Raw genomic sequence first — 15,304 nt, 5'->3', positions numbered from 1 at the left:
ACCATGGTCGACCTGCAACTCGCGCTGAACGGGGACACCACCCACCCGGCGATGCCCCGGACCGCCGACGAGATCGCCCGGGACGCCGCGGCCTGCGTCGCCGCCGGCGCCACCCTGCTGCACCTGCACGCGTTCGACGACGACGGGGACGAGTCGCTCGCCGCCGGTCCGGTCGGCAGGATGCTGCGCGCGGTGCGGGCGGCGTGTCCGGGCATCCCGGTCAACGTCACGACGTTCGCGGCGATCGTGCCGGACCCGCGCGAACGCCTCGACCTCGTGTCGTCGTGGACCGAACTGCCCGACCTCGTCGCGGCGAACCAGGGCGAAGCGGGCATCGACGACGTCAGCGAGGTGCTCGCGCGGCGCGGCGTCGGCATCGAGGCGTGCCTGCTCAGTGGCTCCGACGCGGATCGGTTCGTCCGGGCCGGTCGCCACGATCGGTTCGTCCGGGTGGTCGTCGAGCCCCTCGTGGAGGACGTCGACGACGCCCTCGCGCTCGACGCCGAGCTGGAGTCGATGCTCGACGCCGCCGGTGTCACGCTCCCCCAGCTCCACCACGGCATCGGCGCTGCATCATGGCAGATCAGCCGACGTGCCCTCGCCCGCGGGCACGCGATCCGCACCGGCCTCGAGGACACCTCCGTGCTCGAGGACGGGACCGCGGCGACGTCGAACCGTCAGCTCGCCGCCGCCGCGGCCGCGATGGTCAGCGGCGGAGCGCCAGCCGCTCGATGACCTCGGCGCTCTCCTCCTGCGGGGTCCGGTCCGCCGCGACGGTGATGTGGGCCTCGTCGTCCTGCGGCGGCTCGAGGGTGGCGAGCTGGGACTGCAGGAGCGAGGTCGGCATGAAGTGCCCGGAGCGCTTCGACATCCGGTCCTCGATGAGGGACCCGTCGCCGGCGACGTGCACGAACACCACACCGGGTGCCCGGAGGACGTCGCGGTAGGAGCGCTTCAGCGCCGAGCAGGTCACCACGCCGGGGGTGCCACCGTCGAGGTGCGACCGGATCCACGCCGCGATCACGTCGAGCCAGGGCCAGCGGTCCTCGTCGGTCAGCGGGGTGCCGGCGTGCATCTTGTCGACGTTCGCCCGCGGGTGCATGGCGTCGCCCTCGGCGAAGTCCCACCCGAGCTGCTCGGCGACCATCGCGGCGACGGTCGACTTGCCCGATCCGGAAACCCCCATCACGACGAGGACGCGGGCGTCGAGTGCGGTGTCGTCGCTCAATGGATGAACACCCCCGCGAGCATGACCCCGGCGAGGCCGAACACCGAGATGAGGCACTCGAGCATCGTCCACGTCTTGAAGGTCTGCCCCACCGTGGTGTTGAGGTACCCCTTCACGAGCCAGAACCCGGCGTCGTTCACGTGCGACAGGAAGACCGACCCGGCGCCGATCGCGAGCACGAGCAGCGAGGTCATCGGCGAGGACAGGTCGTGCGCGATCGGCGCCATGATGCCCGCGGCCGTGACGGTGGCGACCGTGGCCGACCCGGTGGCGACGCGCACGAGGGCGGACACCACCCATGCGACGAGCAGTACCGAGATGCCGGAGTCCTTCACGGCGTCGGCGATCACCCCGCCGATCCCGGTGTCGATGAGCACCTGCTTGAAGCCACCGCCGGCGCCGACGATCAGCAGGACGCCCGCGACCGGCGGCAGGGCGCTCTCGAGGGACTTCGACACGGCGGAACGGTCCATGCCGCCGCCGATGGCGAAGAAGATCATCGCGTAGACCGCGGCGATGCCGATCGCGATCATCGGCGACCCGAGGAAGTCGAGCAGGCTGACCCACGAGCCCGAGGCGTCCGGGACGGTGGCCTCGCGGATGGCCTGCGCGAGCATCAGGACGACGGGCAGCAGGATGCCGACGAGTGCGACCGTGAAGGACGGGCTGCGCGGTTCGCTGATGACGCGGGTGAAGTCGCTCTTGCCGTGGGGCAGGGATGCGGTGTCCTGCGTGGCGGGGCCGCGCCGCGCCTCCCGACCCGCGTGTGCCGGGTCGTCGCCGACGGGACCCGCGTCGGAACCGCGCGACCCGAACATGTCGGGCGCGGGGATGTCGACCCAGCGCGCCGCGAAGCGGGCGAAGACCGGACCGGCGAGGACGATGACGGGGATCGCGAGCACGATGCCGAACGCGAGCGTCGTGCCGAGGTTCGCACCGACCGTCGAGATGGCGACGAGTGGGCCGGGGTGCGGCGGCACGAACGCGTGCATCGTGGAGAGGCCGACGAGGGCGGGCACGGCGATCTTCATGATCGGGACGGAGCTGCGCTTCGCCACCAGGACGATGATCGGGATGAGCAGGACGAGGCCGACCTCGAAGAACATCGGCAGGCCGATGAGTGCGCCGATCAGGGCCATCGTCCACGGCAGCGCCGCCTTCGACGACCTCCGCACGAGGGTGTCGACCACGCGGTCGGCCGCCCCGGAGTCGACGAGCATCTTGCCGAACATCGAGCCGAGGCCGACGAGGATGCCGACGCTCGTCATCGTCGCACCGAAGCCGTTGCCGAAGCTCGTCACCGCCTTGTCCGGAGCGAGGCCCGCGCCGATCCCGACGCCGAGCGCCCCGATCGTGAGCGCGATGAACGGGTGCACCTTCAGCCAGGTGATGAGGGCGATGATCACGACGATGCCGATGATCGCCGCGATGATCAGCTGCGCGACCGGCCCCGACGGGTCGACGGCTTCGGTACCGGCTGGTTCCGCCGCCAGGACGGTGACCGCGTGGGCCGCGGTCGCGTGGACCGTGGCCGGATCGGCCGGGAGAGCGTGAGGCATCGGTGCCCCTTCCTGGAGCCGCTGCCGCGCGGCTCCGTCGCCTTCGTGTCGAGGACGGTCTGGCGTGCTGCGCGTCGACCGTCAATAATCTGATTAATCAGACTATACGACGATCCACCGCGCGGCATCCGCCCTCCGGGGCAGTCTGCCGATTCGATGGACACCGTGTCACGCGCCGTGCGTGCCGCGTACTGCACGGAGGAACGATGGCGACCGGCCGCGGACTGCACGCCCAGGTGCTCGAGACGCTCGGGCAGCGGATCGTCGACGGCGTGCTCGCCCCGGGCACCGTCGTCCGGCCCGAGGCCGTCGCGGCGGAGTTCGGCGTGTCGAGGTCGGTCGTCCGTGAGGCGCTGCGCGTCCTGCAGTCGCTCGGGCTCGTCGAACCCCGCCAGCGCGTCGGCACGCTGGTGCTCGACATCGTGTCGTGGGAGCTGCTCGCGCCGACCGTGATCCGGTGGCGCGGCGCCTCGCCCTGGTACTTCGCCCAGCAGCGGGAACTGCTCGAGCTGCGCCTCGGAGTCGAGCCCGTCGCCGCATCGCTCACCGCGGGGACACCGGGCGCCGCAGCGGTCCTCGCCGCCGCGACCGACATGATCGACGCCTGCGGTCGGGAGGACAGCCGCGCCTACCTCGAGGCCGACGTCCGCTTCCACCGAGCGCTCCTGACCGGTTCCGGCAACGCCGTCTTCGCACACTTCGCCGGGACCGTCGAGGCGCTGCTGCGGACCCGCACCTCGGAGTCGCGGGACACCATCACACGCTGGACCCGCGATGCGGCGGCACGGCACGAGGCCGTCGGGCTGGCGCTCGTCGCGGGCGACGGCGGGGCCGCGTCGGCTGCGGCGCGCGAGCTGGTGCGGGTGACGCGGGACGAGTTCATCGCGGAGGCGCCGGCGTCCTGACCCGAGGGCGCGGCGAGGGCCGCCGGGGTCGCCGGGGTCGCCGGGGTCGCGCAACACGCCACGTGCGGCTCGCCGAGGTCGCACGACACGCCGCACGCGCGCGACGGGAGCGGCAGATCGCGCGACCTCGCGTGCCCGGGTGGCGCCGTGTGCGCGCGACGGGAGCGGCAGGTCGCGCGACCTCGCGTGCCCGGGACGCGACCGACGGACGGACTGGAGGCGCGGTGCGGGGCCGACCCGCGCCTCCCGTCCGACCGTGGCCGGGTCGCAGGACACGCCGCACGCTCTCCGCCGAGGTCGCGCAACACGCCGCGCGCGCACGCCGGAAGCGGCCGATCGTGCGACCTCGACGTCGGCCGGGCGCGCTACCCGCGCGCGAAGAGGCGCGGCCCGCGCAGGCGCAGCCGCATCGTCACCGTGCCGAGCCAGCGGTCGTACTTGTACCCGACCTTCCCCATGCGGCCGACCTCCTCGAAGCCGAGCCGCTCGTGGAGCCGGATCGACGCCTCGGCCTGGCGGTCGGCGATGACGGCGACGACCTCGCGGACGCCGGCCGAACGGCACTCGTCGATCAGCGCCTCCATCAGGGCCCGCCCGAGCCCCTTCCCGCCGGAGGCGGCACCGAGGTAGATCGAGTCCTCGACGACGCGGTTCGAACGGTCGCGGGGGTTCCACGGGTCGACGAGCGCGTAGCCGAGCACCTGCCCGGAGGGGTTCTCGGCGACCAGGAACGGCAGACCCCGACGACGGATCTCGTCGTACCGACGCTTCCACGCGGCGAACGTGAACGCCGACGGGTCGAAGGTCACCGAGGAGTTCCGGACGTAGTGCGTGTGGATCTCGCGGACGTCGGGGAGGTCACTGGGCTCGGCAGCCCGGATCGTGTAGGTGAACGCGGCTTCGGCGGGGACCGGGGCGCGCAGGTGTCGCGGCAGGACCCGCCGTCGCTGGTATTCCTCCTCGAGCACGGGTCCGAGCCTATGCCGCGGGCAGGGTCCAGTCGACCGGTTCGGCGCCCTGGGCGACGAGCAGCTCGTTCACCTGCGAGAAGGGGCGGCTGCCGAAGAACCCGCGCGAGGCGCTGAGCGGGCTCGGGTGGGCGGACGCGACGACCGGGGTGTCCCCGAGGAGCGGCCGGACCGACGCTGCCTGCGCACCCCAGAGCACGGCGACGAGGGGCTTCCCGCGAGCGACGAGGGCACGGACGGCCTGGTCGGTGACGGCCTCCCAGCCCTTCCCGCGGTGGCTGCCGGCGGCTCCGGCCTCGACGGTGAGGACGCGGTTGAGCAGCAGGACGCCCTGGGCCGACCACGCCCGCAGGTCCCCGTGTGCCGGCGGCGTCACGCCGAGGTCGGCCTCGAGCTCGCGGTAGATGTTCGCCAGGCTGCGCGGGACGGGTCGCACGTGCGGGTCGACCGCGAACGACAGGCCGATCGGGTGCCCGGGCGTCGGGTAGGGGTCCTGTCCGACGACGAGGACCTTCACGTCGTCGAACGGCTCGGCGAAGGCGCGGAGGACGTGCTCGCCGGCCGGGAGGTACTGCCGGCCGGCACCGGTCTCGGCGCGGAGCCAGTCGCCCATCCGGTGGACGTCGTCCTCGACCGGGGCGAGTGCCTCGGCCCAGCCGGGGTCGACGAGGTCGGCGAGCGGTCGGGCCTGCACGGGGCTAGGCGCCCATCGTGGCGACGGCGACCGAGTCCTCGCCGGCGACGACGCGCCAGACGCTGCCGGTGCCGCGGACCTCGAGCGCGCCCTCGCCCACGACCAGCGTGGTGTCCTCGTCGATCGCCAGGCCGGCGGTGACGAACTCGGCCTCGGCGCTCGCGATGAGCCGGGCGAGCGTGCCGGCCTGGACGGCGTGCACGTCGATCGTCAGGTCCACCAGGCCGAGCCCCTCGCGGAGTTCGACCTCGTCGAGGCCCTCGGAGGCTTCCTCGGGGCAGATCTCGACGCCACCGATGCGCCAGCCGCCGACGAGGGCACGATCGGCGGCGATCATCGCGCCGGCCGAGTAGCCGAGGTAGGGCAGGCCGTCGGAGACGAGCAGGCGGATCTGGTCGACGAGCGGGGCGACGGCGTCGAGGTAGTCCGGCGTGACCCCACCGCCGACCACGAGGGCGTCGACGTCGCTCAGGACCGTGGTGTCGAACACCTGGCCTGAAGCGATCTCGGCGACGAGGACCTCGGCCGTGCGCGGACCGGCGAGCACCTCGGCGATGTCGGCCGTGCTGGACGGGCTCGCACCGGACCCGCCGGCGACGGAGAGCAGGGCGATGCGCGGGACCGTGCGGCCGACGGCTGCGGAGCGGACCGTGGCCTCGGCGACGAAGGGCGCGGCGGCGTCCGAGGCGGCGAAGGGTCCGCCGCCGACGAGGTGGATGCTCACGACTCGGCCGTCACCGGGGCGAGGGCGCTCCACGGGAAGGTGATCCACCCGTCGACGCGACGCCAGACGTGGTCCGGCTCGAGCACGGTGCCGGGCTTGGAGTAGAGGCAGGCGCTGCGGACGTCGGCGCCGGCGTTCCGGATGATGTCGACCACCAGGCGCAGGGTCCGGCCGGAGTCCGACACGTCGTCGACGACGAGGACGCGCTTGCCGGCGAGGCTCGGGGCGTCGAGCGCCGGCGACAGGATGACCGGCTCCTCGAGGCGCTGCTCGACGTCGGTGTAGAACTCGACGTTGATCGAGCCGCACTCCTTGGTGCCGAGGGCGTAGGCGACCGCGCCGGCGATGATGAGCCCGCCGCGGGCCACGGCGACGACGACCTCGGGTTCGAAGCCGGAGGACAGGACGTCCTTGGCGAGCAGGCGTGCTGCGTCACCGAACTCGAGCCATCCGAGCACCTCGGGCCCGCTCGTCACGGTCACGGTCGAGGGAGCCTGGGCGGGTGACCCGGATTCGCTGCTGATCGGCATCCGACAACGGTACCGGCACGGACCCCGCGCCCGCGACCCGCACGTGCGGCCCGGGCGCGTGCGGGACGGGTGCGGGCCGGGTGCGGGCCGGGTGCGCGGCACCCGCGGGGATCACACCCGCGGGGTCAGCTTCCCCCGCGCGAGCTTGTGCTGGGCCGACTGCGCCACCGGGCGGATCGTGACGAGGTCGAGGTTCACGTGCGCCGGCAGCTCGACCGCGTGCACGATCGCCTCGGCGACGTCCTCGGCCACGAGCGGCTCCGGCACATCGTCGTAGACCGCCGCGGCCTTCTCCGCGTCGCCACGGAACCGGGTCAGGGCGAACTCGTCGGTCTTCACGAGGCCCGGTGCGATCTCGACGACCCGGATCGGCTCGCCGTTCAGCTCGAGCCGGAGCGCGGCCACGAGGGCGTGCTCGGCGAACTTCGCGGCGTTGTACCCGCCGCCGTTCTCGTACGCGACGTGCCCGGCCGTGCTCGTCACCGTGACGATGTCGGCGCTCCCGGCGGCCGCCGCGCGCCGACGGAGGTGCGGGAGCAACGCCGCGACGACCCGCTTCGTGCCGATCACGTTCACCTCGAACATGGCGCGCCAGTCCTCGACGTCCGACTCCTCGACCGACGCGGACCCGAAGGCACCGCCGGCGTTGTTCACGAGCACGTCCGCTCCCCCGAGTTCGTCGACACGGGCGGCCAGCGCCTCGACGTCGGAGGCGCTCGTGATGTCCGCCACGAGGACGTCGGCTCCGGTCGACCCGGCGAGCGCCTCCAGCTTCGAGGCACGGCGGGCGACGGCGAGCACGTCCCACCCGTGCGCGCGGAACAGTCGGACGGTCGCCGCTCCGATGCCCGAGCTCGCTCCGGTGACGACTGCGCGACGAGATGCCATGTGCTTCCTCCAGAGGGACGGGGTGGGATGTCCCAACCGTACCGATCCGGCAAGGTCACGATCGGGTAACGTGACGGGCGATGACGACGGACGCCGCCCCTCCCGCGCCCTCGGCGCCCGCCTCGCAGCTCGAGCCCGGACGTGCGAAGCGCCGTATCCCGATGTGGGACACGGCGCGGTTCCTGGCGGTCACGCTCGTGGTGATCGGCCATGCGATCCAGCGCCAGACGGCGGCGAGCGAGCACGCCCTCGCGCTGTACACCTTCATCTACGCGTTCCACATGCCGGCGTTCGGTGTCATCAGCGGGTACTTCTCCTCCGCCGACACCCCGACCGCGAAGCGCATGCGCCGGACGATCACGGACATCGTCGTGCCGTACATCATCATGCAGACGATCTGGACCGTCGTGCAGGCCCTGGTCGAGGGCGGGAAGAAGTTCAACCCGACGCAGCCGACCTGGACCCTCTGGTTCCTGCTCGCGCTGGGGATCTTCAAGCTGATCCTCCCGTACCTCGCGCAGCTCCGGTGGCCGCTGTTCTGGGCCGTCGTGTTCAGCATCGGCGTCGGCTACTTCGACAACGTCGACTCCACGCTCTCGCTGTCGCGGGCGATCAGCCTCCTGCCGTTCTTCCTGCTCGGCTGGCAGGTGAAGCAGTGGGGCGTCTTCGACCGCTGGTACGAGGCTCCGCGGCGGATCGTGGTCCGGGTGCGCATCGCGGCCGGTGCCGTGTTCGTGGCGTGGGCGGTGGCGTGTGCGATCTGGATCCCGCAGTTCAAGCAGTTCGACCTGCACCACTGGTTCTTCTACGACGACTCGTACTCGGGCCTCGGCGAGGACGCCTGGTGGGCCGGTGCGGTCCGCTTCGGGCTGATGCTGCTGGCGACCCTCCTCACCGCGTCGTTCCTGCTGCTCGTGCCCCGTCGGAACGTCTGGATCACGCAGTTCGGCGCGGCGACGATGTACGTGTACCTGCTGCACACGTTCGTGCTCTACCCGATCCGCGAGTCCGGGGTGCTCGCCGGGCAGCACTCGGCGTGGCCGTACGTGCTGCTCATGGTGGCGATCGCCTGCGCGGTGAGCCTGTTCCTCGCCCAGCCGTTCGTCCGCCGGGGGATGCGCTGGCTCCTCGAACCGAACGTGCGCTGGCTCTTCCGCCGCGAATAGTGAGACTGCGCCCGCGCGTCCGTACCGTGCGAGCCTCCGCCCACGGTGCGAGGGAACGAGCGTCCCACGGCGCGCGGAACCTCGCACAGTGCGGCGCGGGCCAGGAGGCGCGGCTCGCCTCCGCCTCGGTCGTTACGTCCCGAGGCGGGCGCGCTGGTGCCGACGCGACCACCTGCGTACCGTGACGGGCGACGCACAGCCGCGCCGCGCCTCCTGGGCCGAGCGCTGGGCGACCCGACGACCCGACGACCGCCACCGGACAGGAGCACGAGATGACCCAGAACGACGCCGCCCAGTGGCGGTTCGAGACCACGCAGATCCACGCCGGCGCACAGCCCGACCCGACCACGGGGGCCCGCGCGACGCCGATCTACAAGACGACCTCGTACGTCTTCGCGAACTCCGACGAGGCCCGTGACCTCTTCGCCCTGGCCAAGCCGGGCAACATCTACTCGCGCATCATGAACCCGACGAACGACGTCGTGGAGCAGCGGATCGCGGCGCTCGAGGGCGGCTCCGGGGCGCTCCTGGTGTCGAGCGGCCAGGCGGCGGAGACCTACGCGGTGCTCAACATCGCGGGCGCCGGGGACCACATCGTGTCCTCGTCGTCGATCTACGGCGGCACGTACAACCTGTTCAAGTACACGCTCGCGAAGCTCGGCATCGAGACCACGTTCGTCGAGGACCAGGACGACCTCGACGAGTGGCGCCGCGCGGTCCGACCGAACACGAAGCTGTTCTTCGCCGAGACGATCGGCAACCCGAAGATCAACGTGCTCGACATCACCGGCGTCAGCGAGGTCGCCCACGAGTCCGGCGTGCCGCTCATCGTCGACAACACGATCGCGACGCCGTACCTCATCCGTCCGTTCGAGCACGGTGCCGACATCGTCGTGCACTCGGCGACGAAGTTCCTCGGCGGGCACGGCACCGTGATCGGCGGGATCATCGTCGACTCCGGGAAGTTCGCGTGGTCGCAGCACCCGGACAAGTTCCCCGAGTTCAACACGCCGGACCCCTCGTACCACGGCGCGGTCTTCGCCGAGGCCGTCGGCAACGAGCTCGCCTACATCGTCAAGGCCCGGGTGCAGCTGCTCCGCGACCTCGGTGCGTCGAACTCGGCGGACACCGCGTTCGCGCTGCTGCAGGGCATCGAGACGCTGTCGCTCCGCATCGAGCGGCACGTGTCGAACGCGCAGGAGATCGCCGAGTGGCTCGACCGGCACCCGGACGTCGCGACCGTCGCCTACGCCGGGCTGCCGACCTCCCCCTGGTACGCCGCGGCGAACCGCTACGCACCGAAGGGCGTCGGGGCCGTGCTGTCGTTCGAGCTCAAGGGCGGCGTGCCCGCCGGCAAGGCGTTCGTCGACAACCTGCAGCTGTTCTCGCACCTCGCGAACATCGGCGACGTGCGCTCCCTCGTCATCCACCCGGCGTCGACCACGCACTCGCAGCTCACCCCCGAGCAGCAGCTCACCACCGGGGTCACGCCGGGGCTCGTGCGGCTGTCGGTGGGGATCGAGAACGTCGAGGACCTCAAGGCCGACCTCGAGGCCGGGCTCGCCGCTGCCCGTGCGGTCGCGCAGGAGGGCCAGCGCGCGTAGCGGCCCCGCGCGCGGGGCGCGGGGGCGGTCGCGGGGGGCGCGGGCGCTGTCGCGGACCCTCGCGCTCGATGCGTGTGCACCATGCGACGTCCCACGAGTCGATCGACTCGTGGGACGTCGTTGGTTGCGCACACATCCGGTGCGTGTGCATGGTGCGACGATCCACGCGTCGAACGACGAGTGCGATGTCGGAACATGCGCACGCACGCCGCCGCACCCGCACGCACGCAGCCGCACCCGCCACGCGAGCCCCCGCGACCGCCCGCGACCGCCCGCGACCCGCCGCAGTGGACCCGCGACGCGCCGGACGTGACGTAACACTGGCGGCCCGCGCCGCGCCTCCCGGCAGACTGGACCCGATGGACTGGCAGACGACCCCCGAGGACTCCGTGCCGTCCACCCTCGTGCCCGGAACCGAACTCGGCACGCTCGGCAAGCCCCCGGTGACCGGCGCCTGGCGCCCGGGCGACCACCCCGGCTCCCGGCACTTCGCGTCCCTCGGTGAGCAGTGGGTGCGGGGTGGACGCATCCCCGCCGTGCGCGTGGCGTACGAGACCTGGGGCACGCTCAACGCCGACCGCGACAACGCGGTCCTGGTGTTCCACGCGCTGACCGGCGACTCGCACGTCGCCGGAGCACCCGGTCCCGGACACCGCACCGCGGGCTGGTGGGGCGACGTCGTCGGCCCCGGCCGGGCGATCGACACCGACCGGTGGTTCGTCGTCGCGCCGAACATGCTCGGCGGCTGCCAGGGCACGACCGGGCCGTCGTCGGTGTCGCCGAACGGCCTCGAGTGGGGATCCCGCTTCCCGTTCGTCACCGTGCGCGACCAGGTGGCGGTGCAGGCGCAGCTGGCCGACCGGCTCGGCATCGACGTCTTCGCGGCCGTCGTCGGCGGGTCGATGGGCGGCATGCACGCGCTCGAGTTCGCCGTCACCCACCCTGCACGGGTGTCCCGGCTCGCGGTGCTGGCGAGCACGGCGCAGACCACCGCCGACCAGATCGCCGCGAACTCGCTGCAGCGCGCTGCGATCCAGATGGACCCGGCGTTCGCGGGCGGCGACTACTACGAGGCCGACGCCGGCGAGGGCCCCCACCGCGGGCTGGCGCTGGCTCGGCGGATGGCGTTGATGACCTACCGGGCGTCCGACGAGCTGAACGGCCGGTTCGCCCGCTCGTGGCAGAGCGACGTCTCACCGCTCGGCGACGACGGCCGCTTCTCGGTCGAGAGCTACCTCGACTTCCACGGCAACAAGTTCACCCGTCGGTTCGACGCGAGCTCCTACGTGACGCTCACCCACGCGATGGACTCGCACGACGTCGGAGCCGGTCGGGGCGGGATCGCGGCGGCGCTGGCGCAGGTCACGGCCCGCACGCTCGTGGTCGGGGTGTCGAGCGACCGGTTGTTCCCGATCGAGGACCAGCACCGCATCGCGGCCGGCGTGCCGGACACCCTCGACGGTGACCGTGCGGCCGTGATCGAGAGCGAGTTCGGGCACGACGGGTTCCTGATCGAGCACGAGGCCGTGGGGGCGCACCTCCGGCGGCTCTTGGACGCATAACGCTTGCAATGACGATCGCGGCACCATCCGACACGGGATGGCGCGCCGAACACCCCCCAACGGGTGTCGCGCGTGGAATGATGGCGTGGTGCCCAGCCTGAACCAGGCTCGGTTTTCCCTCAGCCACACCGCCACGACCAGGACACCGATGGACTTCATCGCACAGGAACGCGACCGCTTGCTCCGGTCGACGACCCGTGTCGTCGGCATCGTCTGCGCCCTGGTGTCGGTCGTCGCGGTGATCTGCGCCCTCGCGGTCCCGGTCGTCCCGCTGCTCGGCGGGCTCGCCTGCATCGCGATCATGATCGCCGGCTTCCTGGTCTTCGGGTGGAACGGCTCGGTGTGGTGGACGGCGCTCATCCTCGCCTCGGGCCTCGGCGCGCTCGCACTCCTGCTGCTCGGCGTCGACGAGACAGCGCGTCCGATCATCGCCTCCGCGGTGGTGCCCCTCGCCGCCGGCAGCATCTCGGCACCGCTCATGTCCCAGCGCGGGAAGCCCGTGGGACTCGGGCTGACCATCGTCGCCGGGGCGGCCGTCGTCGTCGCGATCGTCTGGGCGAGCGGCAGCGTCCTCGCCGCCCCGGTCACCGGCGCGCTGCTCGGGTGGGTGCTCATCGCCGTCGTGACGATCTGGATCTCCCGGAGCATCCCGCGCGTCGCCCGCCGGATCTACAGCATCGGCACCGCGCACCGCGCCGAACGCCAGGCGAGCGAGACCGAGGCGCAGCGACGACAGGGTGCGCGGCTCCTGCACGACACCGTGCTCGCCACGCTGACCCTCCTCGCGCACTCCGGCGTGGGCGTCTCCGAGCAGGCGATGCGTGAGCAGGCCGCCGAGGACGCCCGACTCCTCCGCCACCTCCGTCTCGGTGCGACGCCGCAGCCGCAGCAGTCCGGCGACTACTCGCTCACCCGCGAGGAAGAGTCCCCGCTCGGCCAGACCCTCGAGTCGGTCAAGCAGCGCTTCGGCCGCATGGGCCTCGAGGTGAGCTGGCACGGCACCGGGCAGGTCCTCCTGCCGTCGAACGTGCTCGACGCCTTCCTGCTCGCGCTCGGCGAGTGCCTCGAGAACGTCCGCCGGCACGCCGGCGTCGGCGAGGCGCACGTCACGATCGTGCACGACAACGAGATGGTCCGCGCGATGGTCACCGACTCCGGCGTCGGCTTCGACCTCACCCACGTCAGTGCCGAACGGCTCGGCTTCAAGGAGAGCGTGGTGAACCGCCTCCGCGAGGTCGGCGGCGACGCGAAGCTCTTCTCCGCGCCGGGATCCGGCACGACCGTCGTCCTGGAGGCACCCAGATGAGCCGCGTCCCCGAGGACACCATCAGCCGCGGCCTCCCCGGCGAGACCGTGCAGCCCGCTCCGCGGACCCGACGGGAGGCGCGGGAGCGGTACCGGGGCAGCGAACGTCGGCAGGCGCGCGGCCTCCCCTCCACCTCCACCGGCGCGCGCTCGCTGCGGCAGGCCGCCAAGCCCGGCGCCTCGCTCGGCGCCGGTTACCTCGGACTCGGCGCCGCGGTCCTCACCGGCATCGAAGCCGTCGCGGGGATCGTCTTCTTCCTCATCCGCTGGACGGAGTTCACCGACCCGTGGCTGCCCGCGGCGGCCTGGGCGCTCTACCTCGTCGCCGCCGTCGGGGTCGGGCTCAGCCTGCTCACCTACGGCGAACGACTGACCGGGCTCGCCTTCGCGTTGATCTGCGTCGTCCTCGGCTGCGTCGTGACGCTCGACTTCATCGGCATCTGGCCTGAGCACGACATCGCCCACTCGGCGTCCGCGTCCGTCGCCGCCGGGTTCGCGCTCCTGCCCGTCGCGACCCTGCGCCCGGCCCGCGAGGTCGCCGCCGCCATCGCCGTCCTCGGCCTCGCGTTCGTCGGGATGGCGGTCGCCTCGACGCCGATCACGAGCGACACCCTGCCCGCGATCGTGTCCACCGTGGCGCTCGTGACCGTCCCGCCGTCGATCGCGCTCTTCGTGGTGCACCGGTTCCGCCAGCTCGTGCAGCGTGAACTCGACCGCGTCCTCGTGCAGAGCAACGTGCAGGCACCGCAGTTCGCCGTGGGCATGCTCGCCTCCGACGAACTCGCCCGGCTCGACCTCGCCGCCGAGAAGCTCCTCGACGCCGTCGCCAACGGCAGCGACCCCCTCCCGCTCTCGGACGCGTCCGCCTCGGTCGCCGCGTCGCTCGCCACCGAGCTGCGCCTGCACCTCATCGAGGGCCGCCGCGAGACCTGGCTGTACCACGCGATCACGGAGTCCGACAACCTCGGCCGCTCGGTCAGCGTCGCCGATCCGCAGTCGCTCGCGGGCCACCTCTCTCCCGCGCAGCGCGACGGGCTGCTGCAGACGCTCTGGCAGATGGTCGGCGACGGCAAGCAGACCCAGGCCGGATCACCGGTCGTCTCCGTGACGCTCGGCCCCGTCGGCTCGGACGGGCACCCCGTCACCGACGAGACGATGGACGTCCCGGTCGTCTTCGAGTCGCGCGGTGTCCCCCGGCGTCGACTCGGCCCGACCGCGTGGAGCGCCCTGCAGCGGATCGGCCCGTACCAGGACTCCGTCCGCGACGGCGTGCTGCACGTCGTCGCGCACTGCGTCGTCGACCGACATCCGTCGATGTAGTCGTCGCACGGAACCGGCTGGCCCGACTGCCGGACACCCTGACCAGCCTGCCCGTGCCCCGTGGTCCGTCCCCCTAGGATCGGCCCACGACCGCCCCCGAGAAAGGACGCCACCATGGCGACTCCAGAGGAACCGATCCGACTCGCACTCGTCGACGACCACAGGATGCTCCTCGGCGCGCTCACCGAGTGGATCCGGAACGCAGCCGACGACATCACGCTCGTCGCCGCCGTCACCACCTGGCCCGAGCTCCTCACGAGCCCGGCGTTCCCGGTCGACGTCGTGCTGCTCGACCTCGACCTCAAGGACTCGATCCCGGTCTCGTTGAAGATCTCGACGCTCAAGACCGCCGGTGTGAAGACCGTCGTGATGAGCACCTACTCGGAGCCGAACGTCGTCCGCGAGGCCCTCGCCTCCGGCGCCCTCGGCTACCTCGTGAAGAGCGAGGACGCCGAGATGATCGTCGAGGCCATCCGCTCCGCCCAGCGCGGCGAGCAGTACGTCTCCGCCGAGCTCGACCTGGCGATCAACAGCGGTGACGTCGGTGGCGTGCCGAAGCTCAGCGCCCAGGAGCGTCGCGTCATGGCGCTGTACGGCGGCGGCGAGCCGGTGAAGAGCGTCGCGTACCAGCTCGGCATCTCCGAGGAGACCGCGAAGAGCTACCTCAAGCGCATCCGCGAGAAGTACCGCGTCGCGGGCTTCGACGTCGGCACGAAGGTGGCGCTGCGGAAGCGCGCGATCACCGACGGCATCATCGTCCAGGACGGCAGCCCGCTGGGTCTGTAGCGCCCCGCGCGCCGCGCGCGCCGCGCGTTCCGCGCGCCACGTGCGCTTCGTGAGCAGAAGAGGTC

General features: G+C 72.2%; 15 protein-coding genes. 8 read left to right on the top strand and 7 right to left on the bottom strand.

From position 1 onward, the window contains the following. Window positions 1-3 precede the first annotated feature (3 nt). The gene (locus BIV03_RS14535) at window positions 4-735 is read left to right on the top strand and encodes a 3-keto-5-aminohexanoate cleavage protein (protein ID WP_071296190.1); all 732 of its coding nucleotides are present in this window, start codon (window positions 4-6) and stop codon (window positions 733-735) included. Here the strand turns inward: BIV03_RS14535 and BIV03_RS14530 are convergent. Further along, window positions 707-1,186 (bottom strand): gluconokinase, encoded by a 480-nt coding sequence (locus BIV03_RS14530; RefSeq protein WP_083403481.1) that lies wholly within the window; start codon window positions 1,184-1,186, stop codon window positions 707-709. The genes BIV03_RS14535 and BIV03_RS14530 overlap by 29 nt on opposite strands. Before the next feature lie 38 nt (window positions 1,187-1,224). Beyond that, the gene (locus BIV03_RS14525) at window positions 1,225-2,787 is read right to left on the bottom strand and encodes a GntP family permease (protein ID WP_229085618.1); all 1,563 of its coding nucleotides are present in this window, start codon (window positions 2,785-2,787) and stop codon (window positions 1,225-1,227) included. A 206-nt stretch (window positions 2,788-2,993) separates the two neighbouring features. Between BIV03_RS14525 and BIV03_RS14520 the strand changes: the two genes are divergently transcribed. Further along, on the top strand, window positions 2,994-3,692 hold the full coding sequence (locus tag BIV03_RS14520) for a FadR/GntR family transcriptional regulator (protein ID WP_071296188.1): 699 nt from the start codon (window positions 2,994-2,996) through the stop codon (window positions 3,690-3,692). Window positions 3,693-4,057: 365 nt separating this feature from the next. Here BIV03_RS14520 and BIV03_RS14515 read toward each other — a convergent pair whose 3' ends face one another. The 5 genes from BIV03_RS14515 to BIV03_RS14495 all read right to left on the bottom strand — a co-directional run bounded on the left by BIV03_RS14515 (window position 4,058) and on the right by BIV03_RS14495 (window position 7,496). Further along, entirely contained in the window at window positions 4,058-4,660 is a 603-nt protein-coding gene (locus BIV03_RS14515) for a GNAT family N-acetyltransferase (RefSeq protein ID WP_070416352.1), read from the bottom strand. Between the two features lie 10 nt (window positions 4,661-4,670). Continuing rightward, complete coding sequence (locus tag BIV03_RS14510) at window positions 4,671-5,354, bottom strand: uracil-DNA glycosylase (protein ID WP_071296187.1); 684 nt, start codon at window positions 5,352-5,354, stop codon at window positions 4,671-4,673. Between the two features lie 4 nt (window positions 5,355-5,358). Continuing rightward, the gene (locus BIV03_RS14505) at window positions 5,359-6,078 is read right to left on the bottom strand and encodes a Type 1 glutamine amidotransferase-like domain-containing protein (RefSeq protein WP_071296186.1); all 720 of its coding nucleotides are present in this window, start codon (window positions 6,076-6,078) and stop codon (window positions 5,359-5,361) included. Then, window positions 6,075-6,608, bottom strand: coding sequence for a phosphoribosyltransferase (locus tag BIV03_RS14500; protein ID WP_175473674.1), 534 nt, complete (start codon window positions 6,606-6,608; stop codon window positions 6,075-6,077). The genes BIV03_RS14505 and BIV03_RS14500 overlap by 4 nt, the downstream gene beginning before the upstream one ends. A gap of 111 nt (window positions 6,609-6,719) precedes the next feature. Beyond that, entirely contained in the window at window positions 6,720-7,496 is a 777-nt protein-coding gene (locus tag BIV03_RS14495) for an SDR family oxidoreductase (RefSeq protein WP_071296185.1), read from the bottom strand. Between the two features lie 80 nt (window positions 7,497-7,576). Between BIV03_RS14495 and BIV03_RS14490 the strand changes: the two genes are divergently transcribed. The 6 genes from BIV03_RS14490 (at window position 7,577) to BIV03_RS14465 (ending at window position 15,239) form a co-directional block, all read left to right on the top strand. Beyond that, window positions 7,577-8,662 carry an acyltransferase family protein gene (locus BIV03_RS14490; RefSeq protein ID WP_071296184.1) on the top strand — a complete coding sequence of 362 codons (1,086 nt, stop codon included), beginning with the start codon at window positions 7,577-7,579 and terminating at the stop codon, window positions 8,660-8,662. Between the two features lie 272 nt (window positions 8,663-8,934). Beyond that, a complete protein-coding gene (locus BIV03_RS14485; RefSeq protein WP_071296183.1) occupies window positions 8,935-10,266 on the top strand; it encodes a bifunctional o-acetylhomoserine/o-acetylserine sulfhydrylase in 1,332 nt (443 codons plus the stop codon). Window positions 10,267-10,625: 359 nt separating this feature from the next. Continuing rightward, window positions 10,626-11,828 (top strand): homoserine O-acetyltransferase, encoded by a 1,203-nt coding sequence (locus BIV03_RS14480; protein ID WP_071296182.1) that lies wholly within the window; start codon window positions 10,626-10,628, stop codon window positions 11,826-11,828. A 148-nt stretch (window positions 11,829-11,976) separates the two neighbouring features. Next, window positions 11,977-13,134, top strand: a complete 1,158-nt coding sequence (locus BIV03_RS14475) for a sensor histidine kinase (protein WP_071296181.1) — start codon at window positions 11,977-11,979, stop codon at window positions 13,132-13,134. Further along, window positions 13,131-14,453, top strand: a complete 1,323-nt coding sequence (locus tag BIV03_RS14470; RefSeq protein ID WP_083294960.1) for a hypothetical protein — start codon at window positions 13,131-13,133, stop codon at window positions 14,451-14,453. Before BIV03_RS14475 ends, BIV03_RS14470 begins: the two co-directional genes overlap by 4 nt. A 114-nt stretch (window positions 14,454-14,567) precedes the next feature. Continuing rightward, window positions 14,568-15,239: a response regulator transcription factor gene (locus BIV03_RS14465; RefSeq protein WP_070416359.1), complete on the top strand. Its 672-nt coding sequence runs from the start codon at window positions 14,568-14,570 to the stop codon at window positions 15,237-15,239. Window positions 15,240-15,304: the final 65 nt, after the last annotated feature.

It is taken from the genome of Curtobacterium sp. MCBA15_016 (assembly GCF_001865105.1).
Lineage (GTDB): Bacteria > Actinomycetota > Actinomycetes > Actinomycetales > Microbacteriaceae > Curtobacterium.
Note: the sequence above shows the minus strand (reverse complement) of the source record. Positions and strands in the feature narration are given on the sequence as shown.